We start from the raw sequence: 13,093 nt of genomic DNA, 5'->3' as shown, positions 1-13,093 counted from the left end.
TTCAGAACGATTGATTCGAAATTTCCCGATTTCTTTTATTAAGGTGCGGAACTAGGCTGGTTCCGTCAAGTCCTCTCCTGCAAGAGACCCGTCATGTCCCAAGACCCCGACTACGCCCGCAAGGCCATCGGCGACCTTGCCCCGAAACTGGCCGAACTGACCGACGACCTGGTGTTCGGCGACATCTGGACCCGCCCGGGCTTGTCGCCGCGCGAGCGCAGCCTCGCCACGGTGTCGGCGCTGATCGCCCTCAACCGCACCGAGCAGCTGCCCTTCCATCTGCGCCTGGCGATCGAGAACGGCATCGATCGCGAGCAGCTGGTCGAGCTGATCACGCATCTCGCTTTCTATGGCGGCTGGCCGGTGGCGTTCTCCGCGATCCGGGTGCTGCGCGAATTGGATACTTCAGGAGCCTGAGCCATGCCCTACGCCCGCATCTCCCTGCATCGGGGCAAGTCGCCCGAATATCTGCGGCAATTGTCCGATGGCGTGTATCGCGCGATGCGCGAGGCCTTCGACGTGCCGGAACACGATCGCTTCCAGGTCATCCATCAGCTCGATCCGGGCGAGCTGGTGTTCGATCGCGACTATCTCGGCGGCCCACGTTCGGACGATTTCGTGCTGATCGCGATCACCGCCGGCCGCCCGCGCGACGGCGCCACCAAGCGTGCTTTCTACGCGCGCACGGTAGAACTGCTGGCGCAGGCGCCGGGCATCGCGCCGGAGGACGTGATGATCGTGATCCAGACCACGACGAGCGACGATTGGTCGTTCGGCGGCGGACGCGCCGGCATCACGGCCGCCGAAGCAGGCGTTGCCGGTGGAACCGCGCGATGATCGCGATGCAGTACAGCATCGGTCTGCCGGCGGATTACGACATGGACATCATCCGTCGCCGCATCACCGAAAAAGGGCCGTTGCTCGACGGATTTCCCGGGCTCGGCTTCAAGGCGTATCTGTATGCCGATCGGAGCGATGCCGTGCTGCCCAGCCGTGACAATCTGTATGCGCCGTTCTACGTATGGCGCGATACCGCGGGCATGAATGCATTCCTGTGCGGGGATGGATTCGCGGCGTTGTCGGCGGCGTTCGGGCGTCCGGCGGTGCGAGTCTGGTCGGTGTGGCGAGACGATGCCGCCGCGAATCTGCGTTCAGCCGTGTGCGCCAGTCGTGATCTGGCGATGTTGCCGGCCGATGTCGACCTGAAGGACGCGCAGACACAAGCCGTCGCGCGTGCGTGCGAGGACATCGCCGAAGGTGCGCTGGCCGCGGTGCATGCCTACGATCCGCAGACCTGGACTTCGGTGTCGTTCCGCCTCTGGGATCGCCCGCGCCCCGAACTCGCGCGGCCGGATCGCCAGCTGTACCACGTCGGTCACGTTTCGTTGCCGTAGGCCGCATGAGGCACGGTCGTGTGCCGGATCGCACTTGTTCGCAGCTAATGCCCTGCACTAGTCTCCGCCGCGACCAGTCGGGGAGAAGGGCGATGGCGATGCGAAAGTTCGCGGTACTGACGCTGGTGTTGGTGTGCGGCTCGGCCGCGGCGCTTCAGGAATTCGGCATCGAAGGCATGGGCGTGGTGTCCACACCGCATCGCGAAGTGCGCGCCAGCGTGAGCCCGGACGGACAGCGCATCGTCTGGGGCACCAGCGAGCGCGCAGGCAGTCCCGGCAGCTACGACCTGTGGCAGGCGACCAAGCGCGACGGCCGCTGGGCCGATCCCAAGCCGCTGGCGATCGATACGGCGGCGAAGGAATTCGATCCGTTCTTCAGCGCCGACGGCAAATGGCTGTACTTCTTCTCCGATCGCGCCGGCGGTTTTGGCGGCGATGATCTCTATCGCGCCGAAGTGCTCGCCGACGGCGGCTTCGGCACGCCGGAAAATCTCGGTGCCGGCGTGAACGGCAAAGGCAACGAGTGGGCGCCGGCGACGACGAACGACGGCAAGCATCTGTTGTTCGCCAGCGACAGCTTCGGCGGTGCGGGCGGTCATGATCTGCTGATGGCGCATTGGGACGGCAAGGCCTTCGTCGATCCCAAGCCCGTGCCCGGCGTCAACACGGCCGGCGATGAATTCGATGCGACCTGGATCGAGGACGGCAAGGCGATCGTGTACGCCTACGCCAAGGACATCGCGAACGATCCGGTGCGGCTGATGCTGGCGCAATGCGACGGCAAGGCCTACGCCGATCCGCAGCCGTGGGCACTTTCGTTCAACGGCCCGCAGGACAACACCTACGGGCCTGCGGTGGATCTTTCCAAGCCGAGCGAAATGCTCGTCAACGGCATGGCGAAGGCGCCGAAGGCGGGCAAGCAGGATATCTATCGGGTGCGGACGCCCGCCGTGACCGGCAAGGATGGCTGCGTCGGGTGAATGCTCTTCCCGTGAATCGGGAGGACATGGTTTACAGACGTTTCAGATAGGAATGCTGCGTCTTGACTACGGTGTAGCCGAGGCTCGGATAGAACACGTGCGCTTCCGGGCGCACGACATTCGAGCCGAGAAAGATTTCTTTCACGCCAACATCGCGCGCCCACTGCTCGGCCGCGGCCATCAGCGCGCGCCCGACGCCAGTGCGACGCGCCTGCGCATCGACGACGAGCCCGACGATCTCCACGCGCTCGCCCATCTCGATCATCACGCGATGTTCGACGCCGACGAAGCCTTGCAGATGTCCGTCGTCGCCGGCGGCGACCAGCACGGAGTGCTTCGGAGAGTGCAGCAGGAATTCAAGGCGTTGCGCGAACGCTTCGACTTCCGCCGGATAACCAAGCTGCGTTGAGAGTCGCGCGATTTCGGTGGCGTCGCTGTCGACCGCCTTGCGGATCGTCATTGCCCTTCGCGCAGGTAGCGCGCGGCATCCAGCGCGAAGTAGGTCAACACGCCATCGGCGCCGGCACGCTTGAAGCCGGTCAGTGCTTCCAGCACGCACTTGCGTTCGTCGAGCCAGCCGTTGGCGAAGGCGGCCTTGAGCATCGCGTATTCGCCGCTGACTTGATAAGCGAAGGTCGGGACGCCGAATTCGTCCTTCACGCGGCGCACGATGTCGAGGTAGGGCATGCCGGGCTTCACCATCACCATGTCGGCGCCTTCCTCGAGGTCGAGCGCGACTTCGCGCAGGGCTTCGTCGGAGTTGGCGGGGTCCATCTGGTAGGTGGCCTTGTCGGCCTTGCCGAGCGCGCTGGCCGAGCCGACGGCGTCGCGGAACGGGCCGTAGAAGGCGCTGGCGTATTTGGCGGCGTAGGCGAGGATGCGGGTGTGGATGAAGCCTTCCTGCTCGAGCGCGGCGCGGATCGCGCCGATGCGGCCGTCCATCATGTCGCTCGGCGCGACCACGTCGGCGCCGGCGCGCGCGTGCGAGAGCGCCTGCTGCACCAGGGCTTCGACGGTGACGTCGTTGACGACGTAGCCGGTGTCGTCGGTGATGCCGTCCTGGCCGTGCGAGGTGTAGGGATCGAGCGCGACGTCGGTGATCACGCCCAGCTGCGGGAAACGCGCCTTCAGCGCGCGCACGGCACGCTGGCACAGGCCGTCGTCGTCCCAGGCGGCCGCGGCGTCGAGCGATTTCGCGTCCGGCGCGGTGACCGGAAACAGGGCGATCGCCGGGACGCGCAGTTCGCTCATCGTCTCGGCCACGTGCAGCAGTTCGTCGATCGAGAGGCGCTCGATGCCGGGCATTGAGGGCACCGCGGCGCGGCCGTCGAGTTCGTGGACGAAGACGGGGTAGATCAAATCGTCCGTGGTCAGCACGGATTCGCGCATCAGCCGGCGCGAGAAATCGTCGCGGCGCATGCGGCGCGGGCGCAGGTAGGGGTAGCTCATGGCGGGAATGATACGCCAGCGGCGGTGATCGCCTCGTGCCGGAACGCGATGCTGTGTTTTCGTGCGGCGCATAAAAAACCGGCGCCGCTGGGGCGCCGGTCGAAGTGGACGGTTTGGAGAGCGGGTTCTTATTGATCGCCCGTCATTTCGCCCTCGCGGCGCAGCGGGTGACGCTGGCACGCTGGTAGGCGTTGATCAGCCCTTGTGCCTGCAGGGCGTCGGCCTTGTCCTTCATGCAGTTCACGTACTGGCCGTGGTTGCCGGAAGTAGTGCGGCAGATGCGATCCTGGGCCTGGATGTTGGCACCCGGAATCAGGCCACCGTCCTCGGACAGCGGCAGCGCCGTCTCGCACTTGCCGATGCGGGCGTTGTCGCTGTTCACGTTCCAGCCTTCGTCGGCGAACAGGTCCAGGGTCAGATCGACCAGGTAGTTGCTGGCCAGCGAGTCGTTGATCGCCGGTTCCATCAACGCATTCGGCGTGAGCGCGGTGTCGAAGTGCGAGAAGGTGGAACCGCCGGCGACAGTGGTCGGCGTGTACAGCTGCGCGCGTCCACCCACGTCGGCGCCGGCGAGGCGACCGGGCACGGTGCCGAGCGCGACGGTGATGCTGCCACCGGACAGCGCCGCGCGCACCGCGTTGGCGTCGGCCAGGTTCAGGCTCACCGTCGGGACGTTCGCGGTGATCGTGGGGTCGTCCGCCATGCCCGGTGCCGTGCCAGGCGTGCTCGAGGTGGCGACGTTGCCGATGATCACACCGACCGCGCCAGCGGTTTCGGCATTGAGTGCTTTCGCCTCGAAGCCGCAGGTGCCGCGATTGACGAAGGCGATCTTGCCGGCAAGGCTGCCGGCCGGCAGCGCGTCGCAGGCGTCGGCGGTGTCCGCGCCGGTGCCGTCGTTGGCGAGGGCGAGGGTGCCGCTGAAGCTGGCGGGCGTCGCTGCTGCGCCGAAGGACGCGGTGCCGAAGGTGTAGTTCGCGGTGAGCGCGCCGCTGGCTTTCAGCAGGACCAGATCGTCGAGCACCAATGGCACGTTGGCGGTGACATTGGCGCCATCCCACACCGTGCGGCCGGGCGTCTTCAGCGCGGCGGCGCGATCGGCGTTGGTCATGCCGGCGTTGTCGAAGCGCAGGTTCTTGACGTTGTCGAAGGCGTTGTGGGTGTAGATGTCGTTGACGCCGGGTGTGCCCACGCGTTCGCCGAGCACGCCGCTGCTGTAGCCGACGAAGCCGGAGAAGCCGAGGCCGTGGCCGATCTCGTGCATCACCACGTCGAGGAAGCTGATCTTGCCGGCCGGCGTGTTGCCGTCGAGGCCGTAGTACCAGCCGCTGGTTTCCAGACAGCCGGGGCTGCCGAGGTTGGCGTTGAAGCGGCTGCCGATCTCGATGTCGTCGGGTGCGACATAGGACGGATCGCCCGCCATCAGGTTGGAACCGGCGAGCGAATCGGCGAGGGCGATGTGATACCAGGCGCCGGGCAGCGGGAAGTCCGGCGACTGCCAGATCCACCACGCGCCCGCCGAGCCGAGGGTGCCGCTGGTGGCGGTGCAGGCCAGCGGCTGGAAGCTGGCGCCGACGCGGATCTCGACGTCGCTCTTGAGCAGCGAACCCCACAGATCGGCGGCGAACCGGTAGGCGATCTTGCGCTGTTCGCCGACGGTGGCGCCGGGATTACCGCCCTCGGGTGCGCGCGGCGTCGGATCGTTGAGGCCTTGCCCGGCCGGATCGAGATTCACGGGCGTGATGACGGCGGCCTGCGCGGCGGTGCCGCACAGCGCGGCGGTCACGAGTGCGGAGAGGAGAAGACGTTTCATTCGCTCACCTCCTGCGTGGCTTGGGACACGTTCTCGTGGCCATGATCGTTCTCGGAATAGTGCAGTTGTCCCGACGCATCCTGTTGCACGGTCACCGCGCTCATCGCGGAGACCGGCACGCGCATCGACATGCCGCCGCCGGCATGCTTGCGCAAGGTCGCCTGCGCTTCGCTCGCGGTGCGCGGCGCGCGATCCCATTGCGCCGCCGAATGCTTCGGCATCGCCGCGGCGCGTTCGGAGAGGTCTCTGATCTCGTCCGGCGTCAGTTGGCGCAGCTTGCCTGTCTTCGGATCGACGCCGGCCACCTGGTTGTCCGCCGCGACGCTGGCGGCATCGACGGTGGATGCATCGTCTTGCGACGTTCTCGGTCCGGAGGCGTGGGCGGTGAAGCCGGCGCTCCATACCAGGCCCAATAACAGTACAGCGGGTATTGCCGTCTTCATTGCAGTTCCTCCAAACGGATGCGGGGGATGACATCTTCCGACGCGTCGTGCGGCACGTCGGGACTGGGTGGAAACGCGGCTAGGGATCGTGCGCGGATGCGCGCATCGAAAGGCTCTCCCGGTGCGGATTAGTGTGCGGCGGCGCCTTGGCCGAAACAAGAAAAATCAGGCGATTTTGTCGATGCATCGATGTGCGATCGCAACAATGAACGACTGAATCGTTTCGATGATTTTCTTGGCGCGATACGCCGGCGAATGTCCACCGCTTTCACGGCGCGGCGAAACGAAAACGGCCGCCTCGCGGCGGCCGTTTTCCGTTCCGAAATTTCCGTATCAGGACGTGGTCAAAGCACGCCACCGCCGAACATCAGACGCACGAGCGCGACCAGGATGACCAGGCCGTTGAGCACCAGGCCGGTCTTGGCGCGGCCGTTCTTTCCGGAGGAGGTGAACAGCACGCCGATGGCGGCGATGATCGCGCCGACGGCGGCGAACGGAATCAGGAACCAGTTCCCCCAACCGAGCAGCGGAATCAGGGCGACGATCATCCACAGCATGGCGATGATGCCCCAGAGCAGGCTGATCAATCCCATCGGACGGCTCCAGTCAGGCGGACGGCATTGCCCGCGAAGGGAAAGTGGGGAATCGGATGCGGTCATTCAAGGTGCGCGAAGTCACCCTGACGATTGTCCTACTCGGATGTCATTCCTGCGAAAGCAGGAATCCAGCGACTTTACATTCAGGGGATGCAGAGTCCACATAAAAGGCTCTGGATTCCTGCTTTCGCAGGAATGACGAGCATAAAGCGTATAAGCCCGAGCGGAGGCTTAGGCGTGAACGCCGTCGATCTCCACCGCCAGCTCGCGCCGGCAGATGGCGGCGTGCAGCAGCACGCGCGGCACGTCATCGCCGAGGCGGCGGTCGAGCGCCTCGGCGATCAGCGGCAGGTCGTCGCGATCGCGCACGTACACTTTCAGCCGCGAGCCGGCGCCGAACTTCGCCGGCAGCGCCGGCAGTTGCGTGCGCGCGGCGCCGATCAGGGCGTCGAAGTTGGCGAAAGTCTCGTCGAGTTGGGCCAGAAGTTCGCCGACGTGGCGCGTGGCATGTCCGACCACGCTGGCGGTGCCGGAAAGCAGCAGCGGCATCGTGCCGCCGGCTGGCGGCAGCATCGCGCGGGCGAAGCTCGGTGATTGCGGGCCGTACTGGCGCGGGTAGTGATAGGCGCTGACCTGGCGCGGATTCTCCACCGGCGTGCCGGGCGTGCGCGCGGCCAGCCAGTACACCTGGATGACGCGCGCGTCGTCGCAGCGGCCGATCGCGGTCGCCGCCGGCAGCGTCGGTGTGTCGAACTTGCCGAGGCCGCGCGCGCGGCCGACACAAAACGCACGATAGCGTTCGTTGTCGCCGTCGCCGAGGGTGATGGCGTCGATGTAGTTCCACATGCGCAGCAGGTGCGGCGTGTCGCTGTCGCGCACGAAGGGCGTCAGGCGCGCATAGGCGTGCGCGGCGGCGGCTTCGACACCGCCGTCGCGCTCGTCGACTTCGATGACGCCGAACTGGAGTTGTCCATCCGTCGCCCAGCGGATCTCGCCCCCCGCCTGCGCGGGGGCAGGCTCGCGTCCGTGCATGACCGGCGCGTTGGCGCGCCAGACCTCGAATGGCGAGCGGCCGTAAGGTTGCAGCGGTATGCGCAGATAGCGCGGATCGTCGTGATGGGGTGCCTGCGTGCCGAAGCCGAGCACGGCCAGCACGTCATCGCCCGCGAGCAGGGGCGCGGGCGTGTCGGCGTCGACGTATTCCACCGTCAGCCGCGGCTGCGGCACGACGTGATCGCGATCGTGCTTGGGCTCGTGACTGGGAAACGAGGACAGCGGCCTGCTCATCAAGGATTGCCGGGCTGCAGGGTGTCGCCCTTGAAACCTTCGCGCGGCTGGCGTCGGCGGCGCCACCAGTTGCGGGCGGCGCGCGGCCACATGCCGATCGCGGTGAGCAGGTAGAAGAAGCGGAACATGCGCAGGCGGCGGCGGATCGCCGGCGTGTCGAACACGTCGCCGGCGAGCATGCCGATCACGGCCTGTTCGATCTGGAAGGTGTTGCGCGGGTTGGCGAACATGTAGCGCATCGTCGGCGAGGTGAAGCGGTAGATGAACCACTTGAATTCGCTGATGCCGGCGTTGAGATGGCGCTCCAGCGCCTTCTGCAGTTCGCGCTCGCGCGCCGGTTCGCGCAGCACGGCGTCGACCATCGTCGCGGTGCGCTCGGCGCCGTGCATGCCGAGGTAGACGCCGGAGGAGAACATCGGATCGACGAAGGCGTAGGCATCGCCGACCAGCACCCAGTTCGGGCCGCTCATGCGCGAGCATTCGTAGGCGTAGTTGCCGGTGACGTGCACGTCGCCCACGCGTTCGGCGCCCTGCATGCGCTCGGCCACATCCGGTTCCAGCGCGAGCGTGCGCATCAGGAAGCCTTCGGTGTCGCCCTGGCGCGTCTTCATGTAGTCCGGGTAGCAGACCGCGCCGATGCTCATCACCTCGTTCGGCAGCGGGATCAGCCACATCCAGCCGTGATCGTGGCGATAGATGCTGATGTTGCCGACATCCTCGCCTTCGCGCCGCGTGACGCCGCGGAAGTGGCTGAACACCGCCGCCGACTGATGCTTCTCGTTCTTGTGCTTGAGCTTGAACTTGTTGCCGAGGAAGGTGTCGCGGCCGCTGGCGTCGACGAGGTAGCGCGGGCGGAAGATGTGTTCGCCTTCGCCCGGTGCCGCATCGACGTCGCGCGCGTACACGACCGGTTTGTGGTCGGCATCGAATTCCACGCGCTCGACCTTCACGCCTTCGCGCGAATCCACACCGTTCTCGCGGGCATGCTCGAACAGCACCTTGTCGAAGTCCTGCCGCTTCACCTGGAAGGCGTGCGGAAACTTCATGTCGTAGGCGCGATCGAAGGCGAAGGTGTTGTAGCCGCCCTGGCCGTCGTCCTTGGGAAAGTCGGCGCCGCGCTTGTACACGCCGATCGCGGCGACCTTCTCGAAGGCGCCCAGGCGCTGCAGGATCGGCATGTTCATCGGCAGCAACGATTCGCCGATGTGGAAGCGCGGGTGGCGGGCCTTTTCCAGTTGCGTCACCCGCCAGCCCCGCCGGGCCAGGAAGGTCGACACCGTACTGCCGGCCGGGCCGCCGCCGATCACGAGGACGTCAAGCTCCTGAGCCCCGTCGAGCGGGGTGGCGGGAGGCGCGTCCGGGGCGGTCTGGGGCGAGGTCATCCTGAATACGGCAAACGAAGCTCTGGCAGGCGCGCATGATAGCCGCTGCCTCTCTGAACGGACCCAGTTGGACGATGTGCCCCACCCCTGGGCACGCGCCGGGGCGTTTCCGCCCCGCCGGGCTTGCAGACCGGCCCGCGATGCTGGATCGTGGCGCCCCTTCGCCCCCAACCCCGGATGCCATGTCCGCGCAAACCGCCGCCGAACGCGAACTCGCCGAACTCCTGGTCGACAGTCTGAACCTGGAAGACGTGCAGCCGGGCGAGATCGACCCGGAGGCGCCGCTGTTCAACGCCGGGCTCGGTCTGGATTCGATCGACGCGCTGGAACTGGCGCTGGCGATCAGCAAGCGCTACGGCTTCCAGCTGCGTTCGGACAACGACGAGAACCGCCGCATCTTCGCTTCGCTGCGCGCGCTGTCGGCGCATATCGAGCAGAACAAAGCGACTGCCTGAGGGTGTCCACCCCCGCCGACCCGCGATCCCGCATTTTCGGCCTGCAGATCCTACTGGCGCTGGCCTACACGCTGCTGGCGCACCTGGCCAGCGCCCGTGACGACGGCCGCTTCGGCGCGGCCGCGCTGGTCGCACTATGGCTGATGCTGTTGCTGCAGCCGCTGGCGAAGGGGCGCCTGCGTGCCTGGGGATTGCTGATCCTGTTGCTGCTGGGCACGCGCTGGCTGATGCAGGCCGGGCTCACGCAGATTCCGCTGCTGCTGGTGCCGGTGGCGTTCGTGGCCCTGGTCGCGGCCTGGTTCGCGCGCAGCCTACGCGGCGATCGCGTGCCGCTGATCACCCGGATCGTCGCCGCGATGGACCGCCTGCCACCGCCGCAGCTGGCGCCGGAACTGCGCGATTACACCCGTGGCCTGACCCGTGCCTGGGCGATCGCGCTGGCGGTGCTGGCGCTGTTCAATCTGGTGCTGGCGATGATCGCGGTGCCGGACGGCCTGCTGGCGCGCCTGGGCTGGCCGTCGCCCATCACGATCACGGCGTCGCAGTGGTCGTGGCTCGCCAATCTGGGCACCTACGGGATCATCGGCGGCTTCTTCGTGATCGAGTTCCAGCTGCGCAAGCTGCGTTTCCCGGGGCGCTATCACAGCTTCGTCGATTTCCTGCGCCGCCTGGCCGGGCTGGGGCCGGCGTTCTGGAAGGATTTCCTGCGCTAGTCCTGTTCGCCTGATCGGCATCTTGATCAGCACCGGTCTCTTTCGCCTCGCCGTGATCCGTCCGGTGTGAGCCACCTGTGAGCCGTTTCCCTCGCGCTTGACGAGTCTCGGTCGGGCCGCCCCCGCCTGGGCGGTCTTCGATCGTTCCCTCAGGCCCATGAGCACGCCGGAAGACGCGGACACCGCAGCAGACGGTGCCGGCCGCCGCTTTCGATGCGTGCTTCCACCGAACGCAATGTCATTCGAGGAGAGAGACGCATGAAAACCGATTCGCGCCATCGCCATTCCCGCGATTCCGCGCGCAAATCCCTGCCTGGTCTGGCGCTGGCGATGCTGTCGCTGGCTTGCCTGCAAAGTCTGCAAAGCGCCGCCGCCTCGGAAGGCCCCTTCGACACCGGCGTGTTTTCCCGTCGCCAGCCCGGCGAGCAGGCGTTGCGCGCTTATCGGGACAGCGTCGAGAAGCAGCGCCCCGCGCCCGTTGCCGCGGTCGGCCAATATCTCGCCGACAGCACCGGCACCAGCAACGAGCTGATCGTGCTGCTCGACGAGAACGACGTGAACGTGCGATCGATGCTGCCGAGATTCGCACGCGATGGCCTGCGTTCCGAGGACGTGCTCGTGCAGAGCGTCAGGGGCGGCGCCCGTGATGTGAAAGCGGCATTCTTGCAGCCGATCGATGCGCGCTATCTGATCGCCGATGGCCGGCTCGACGATGCCGGACGGCGCCTGCTCAAGCGCGACGATCCGCGGTTGCGGCTGCAGCGCTACGTGGTGCTGCGTTATCCCAGCATCGGCGCTGCCATCCAGGCGCGCAGCGTCTTGATCAAGACGCTCGGGCCGGCGTCGGTGGGTGGCAATCCGAGATTCCAGTGGTCGTGGGCGCCCAACGATCCGTATTTCGCGATCAAGCCCGCCGCCACGAATCCCGCGCAATACCAGTGGGGCCTGCATGCGATGAGCTTCCCCATCGCCTGGGACAAGACGCCAGGGCACGGCTATGTCGCGGCCATCGACACGGGCATCCCCACGAACACGCCTGCCGATCTGGCGGCGAACTATCGCCCGCAATTTTCCGACCTCAGCGCGTCCTACTGGATGGTGGGCCACGGCACCCACGTTTCCGGAGTCATTGCCGCGACCGCGAACAACGGCAGCGGCGTCACCGGCGGATGTCCTTCCTGCAGCCTGGCGGTATTCGGTACGAACCTGGAGTTGAACAGCGTCGCGGGGCATATCACCAAGCTCGTCGACAGTGGCTTCCAGGCCTTCAACATGAGCTTCGGCTGGTCCAACGATCCGGCGACGATTGTCTGTCCGAATCCGACGGACACCAGCTACAAACCGATTTGCGATGCCCTGGCCTACGCCAGTAGCCGGGACGTCCTGCCGATCGCCGCCGCCGGCAACTACGAGAAGAAGGCGCCGCAGTTCCCTGCGAGTGTGCCCTCGGTGCTGTCGGTGGGTGGCCTCGAACTCAACAAGCCGGCTTATCCGGACACATGGAGCAAGTGGTACTACGGGCCTTTCGTGGAGAACGGCCAGAACGTGCTGGTCGGCAGCAACTATCCCGGCAGCAGCGGCGTGATGGCGCCGGCGCGCGGCATCGTGTCGACGTTCCCGGCCGGCGACAGCTGGAATCCGGAGTTGCCGTACCGCTGCGCGGATGTCGCCGGGGTGGACGAGTCCGGCCCCGCCAACGATAGCGCCGCGAGCTGCACGGGCACCTCGATGGCGGCGCCCTTCGTCACCGCGCTGGCCGGCATTTTGCGTTCGATCAATCCGCGCCTGACATCCTCGCAGATTCGCGCGAACATCACCGCGAGCGCGGGCAGCTACACCTCGAACTACGGCATCACGACATGGCTCACCAGTTATGGCCTTCCCAATGTCGATACCGCGGTCAATACGACGATCTCGCAGACCAGCAACCGCCTGACGCCCCTGTTCGCCTTCTACAGCGCCAACCGCACGGACTATTTCTATACCTCGGTGCCGCAGATGGCGGCGGCGGCCGTCTCCGGCACGCTGGCGCCGCGCGCGAGCGGTTCGCCCTCGACGATGAGCTATGGCGCGGTCGGCACCGCCGTGAACGGGTATCCGTCCTTCCCCGGCGTGAGCGGCTCGGCGCTGGCGCAGGTCTGGGTCTTCACCACGCCGGTCAATCCCAGGAACGCGGCCGATCCGCTGTGGCCGCTGTATCGCCTGTCGTGGAAATGCGGCGACCCCACGCCCACGCCGCCAACCGCGATCTGCGCCAGCTTCCCGAAGCACATCGACGTGGTCTACACCGCCGACCCGGCCGGGGTGAGCGCCTATCAGAGCACCGGCTACAAGCTGGACGGCATCGAAGGGTACGTGTACTCGAAGAACAGCCGGCAGCCGGCCGGCACCGTGCGGCTGATGCGCAAGTACAACCCGGCGCGCGACGACCATGCGATCTTCCCCGAGACCTTGCTCGGTGCCATGCAGGCCCAGGGCTACACGCAGGATTCTGGCAGCGACTGGCTGGGCTACGTGTATCCCAACACCGGCAGCGTGCCGGTGATTCAGTAACGAACGGCGTGGAGGCGGCCCGGCGCCGCCT

At 66.6% G+C, this 13,093-nt stretch carries 14 protein-coding genes; 7 read left to right on the top strand and 7 right to left on the bottom strand.

Translation table 11 applies throughout. The features are described 5' to 3' along the window. Positions 1-93: 93 nt before the first annotated feature. The 4 genes from LG367_RS12600 to LG367_RS12585 all read left to right on the top strand — a co-directional run bounded on the left by LG367_RS12600 (position 94) and on the right by LG367_RS12585 (position 2,374). Positions 94-417, top strand: coding sequence for a carboxymuconolactone decarboxylase family protein (locus LG367_RS12600; RefSeq protein WP_226469612.1), 324 nt, complete (start codon positions 94-96; stop codon positions 415-417). Positions 418-420: 3 nt separating this feature from the next. Beyond that, entirely contained in the window at positions 421-837 is a 417-nt protein-coding gene (locus tag LG367_RS12595) for a tautomerase family protein (protein ID WP_226469611.1), read from the top strand. Beyond that, a complete protein-coding gene (locus LG367_RS12590) occupies positions 834-1,394 on the top strand; it encodes a DUF4865 family protein (protein WP_226469610.1) in 561 nt (186 codons plus the stop codon). The genes LG367_RS12595 and LG367_RS12590 overlap by 4 nt, the downstream gene beginning before the upstream one ends. Before the next feature lie 98 nt (positions 1,395-1,492). Further along, positions 1,493-2,374 carry a TolB family protein gene (locus tag LG367_RS12585; RefSeq protein ID WP_226469643.1) on the top strand — a complete coding sequence of 294 codons (882 nt, stop codon included), beginning with the start codon at positions 1,493-1,495 and terminating at the stop codon, positions 2,372-2,374. Between the two features lie 31 nt (positions 2,375-2,405). Here the strand turns inward: LG367_RS12585 and LG367_RS12580 are convergent, their stop codons facing one another. The 7 genes from LG367_RS12580 to LG367_RS12550 all read right to left on the bottom strand — a co-directional run bounded on the left by LG367_RS12580 (position 2,406) and on the right by LG367_RS12550 (position 9,341). Then, a complete protein-coding gene (locus tag LG367_RS12580) occupies positions 2,406-2,834 on the bottom strand; it encodes a GNAT family N-acetyltransferase (RefSeq protein ID WP_226469609.1) in 429 nt (142 codons plus the stop codon). Beyond that, entirely contained in the window at positions 2,831-3,823 is a 993-nt protein-coding gene (gene hemB / locus LG367_RS12575; protein WP_226469608.1) for a porphobilinogen synthase, read from the bottom strand. The genes LG367_RS12580 and hemB overlap by 4 nt, the downstream gene beginning before the upstream one ends. Before the next feature lie 142 nt (positions 3,824-3,965). Further along, complete coding sequence (locus LG367_RS18650) at positions 3,966-5,633, bottom strand: PA domain-containing protein (protein ID WP_319004025.1); 1,668 nt, start codon at positions 5,631-5,633, stop codon at positions 3,966-3,968. Continuing rightward, positions 5,630-6,076, bottom strand: a complete 447-nt coding sequence (locus LG367_RS12565; RefSeq protein ID WP_226469607.1) for a post-PEP-CTERM-1 domain-containing protein — start codon at positions 6,074-6,076, stop codon at positions 5,630-5,632. Before LG367_RS12565 ends, LG367_RS18650 begins: the two co-directional genes overlap by 4 nt. Positions 6,077-6,420: 344 nt before the next feature. Then, on the bottom strand, positions 6,421-6,669 hold the full coding sequence (locus LG367_RS12560) for a hypothetical protein (RefSeq protein WP_226469606.1): 249 nt from the start codon (positions 6,667-6,669) through the stop codon (positions 6,421-6,423). Positions 6,670-6,903: 234 nt separating this feature from the next. Next, a complete protein-coding gene (locus LG367_RS12555) occupies positions 6,904-7,959 on the bottom strand; it encodes a chorismate transformation FkbO/Hyg5 family protein (RefSeq protein ID WP_264179911.1) in 1,056 nt (351 codons plus the stop codon). Further along, entirely contained in the window at positions 7,959-9,341 is a 1,383-nt protein-coding gene (locus tag LG367_RS12550; RefSeq protein WP_226469605.1) for an NAD(P)/FAD-dependent oxidoreductase, read from the bottom strand. The genes LG367_RS12555 and LG367_RS12550 overlap by 1 nt, the downstream gene beginning before the upstream one ends. A gap of 182 nt (positions 9,342-9,523) precedes the next feature. Here LG367_RS12550 and LG367_RS12545 point away from each other — a divergent pair, with 182 nt between their 5' ends. The 3 genes from LG367_RS12545 (at position 9,524) to LG367_RS12535 (ending at position 13,062) form a co-directional block, all read left to right on the top strand. Then, positions 9,524-9,796, top strand: a complete 273-nt coding sequence (locus LG367_RS12545) for a phosphopantetheine-binding protein (protein ID WP_226469604.1) — start codon at positions 9,524-9,526, stop codon at positions 9,794-9,796. Positions 9,797-9,798: 2 nt separating this feature from the next. Then, the gene (locus tag LG367_RS12540) at positions 9,799-10,509 is read left to right on the top strand and encodes a ketosynthase (protein WP_226469603.1); all 711 of its coding nucleotides are present in this window, start codon (positions 9,799-9,801) and stop codon (positions 10,507-10,509) included. A gap of 258 nt (positions 10,510-10,767) precedes the next feature. After that, positions 10,768-13,062, top strand: a complete 2,295-nt coding sequence (locus LG367_RS12535; protein WP_226469602.1) for a S8 family serine peptidase — start codon at positions 10,768-10,770, stop codon at positions 13,060-13,062. The last annotated feature ends 31 nt before the right edge of the window (positions 13,063-13,093 follow it).

The sequence above is a fragment of the Luteimonas panaciterrae genome (assembly GCF_020511115.1).
Taxonomy (GTDB): Bacteria; Pseudomonadota; Gammaproteobacteria; order Xanthomonadales; family Xanthomonadaceae; genus Luteimonas; species Luteimonas panaciterrae.
This window is presented reverse-complemented; position numbering and strand designations above follow the sequence as displayed.

Excerpts from the sequence above, each read along its gene's own strand:
- LG367_RS12600 (WP_226469612.1), top strand. The coding sequence starts at position 94 with ATGTCCCAAGACCCCGACTACGCCCGCAAGGCCATCGGCGACCTTGCC.
- LG367_RS12595 (WP_226469611.1), top strand. The coding sequence starts at position 421 with ATGCCCTACGCCCGCATCTCCCTGCATCGGGGCAAGTCGCCCGAATAT.
- LG367_RS12590 (WP_226469610.1), top strand. The coding sequence starts at position 834 with ATGATCGCGATGCAGTACAGCATCGGTCTGCCGGCGGATTACGACATG.
- LG367_RS12585 (WP_226469643.1), top strand. The coding sequence starts at position 1,493 with ATGCGAAAGTTCGCGGTACTGACGCTGGTGTTGGTGTGCGGCTCGGCC.
- LG367_RS12580 (WP_226469609.1), bottom strand. The coding sequence starts at position 2,834 with ATGACGATCCGCAAGGCGGTCGACAGCGACGCCACCGAAATCGCGCGA.
- hemB (WP_226469608.1), bottom strand. The coding sequence starts at position 3,823 with ATGAGCTACCCCTACCTGCGCCCGCGCCGCATGCGCCGCGACGATTTC.
- LG367_RS18650 (WP_319004025.1), bottom strand. The coding sequence starts at position 5,633 with ATGAAACGTCTTCTCCTCTCCGCACTCGTGACCGCCGCGCTGTGCGGC.
- LG367_RS12565 (WP_226469607.1), bottom strand. The coding sequence starts at position 6,076 with ATGAAGACGGCAATACCCGCTGTACTGTTATTGGGCCTGGTATGGAGC.
- LG367_RS12560 (WP_226469606.1), bottom strand. The coding sequence starts at position 6,669 with ATGGGATTGATCAGCCTGCTCTGGGGCATCATCGCCATGCTGTGGATG.
- LG367_RS12555 (WP_264179911.1), bottom strand. The coding sequence starts at position 7,959 with ATGAGCAGGCCGCTGTCCTCGTTTCCCAGTCACGAGCCCAAGCACGAT.
- LG367_RS12550 (WP_226469605.1), bottom strand. The coding sequence starts at position 9,341 with ATGACCTCGCCCCAGACCGCCCCGGACGCGCCTCCCGCCACCCCGCTC.
- LG367_RS12545 (WP_226469604.1), top strand. The coding sequence starts at position 9,524 with ATGTCCGCGCAAACCGCCGCCGAACGCGAACTCGCCGAACTCCTGGTC.
- LG367_RS12535 (WP_226469602.1), top strand. The coding sequence starts at position 10,768 with ATGAAAACCGATTCGCGCCATCGCCATTCCCGCGATTCCGCGCGCAAA.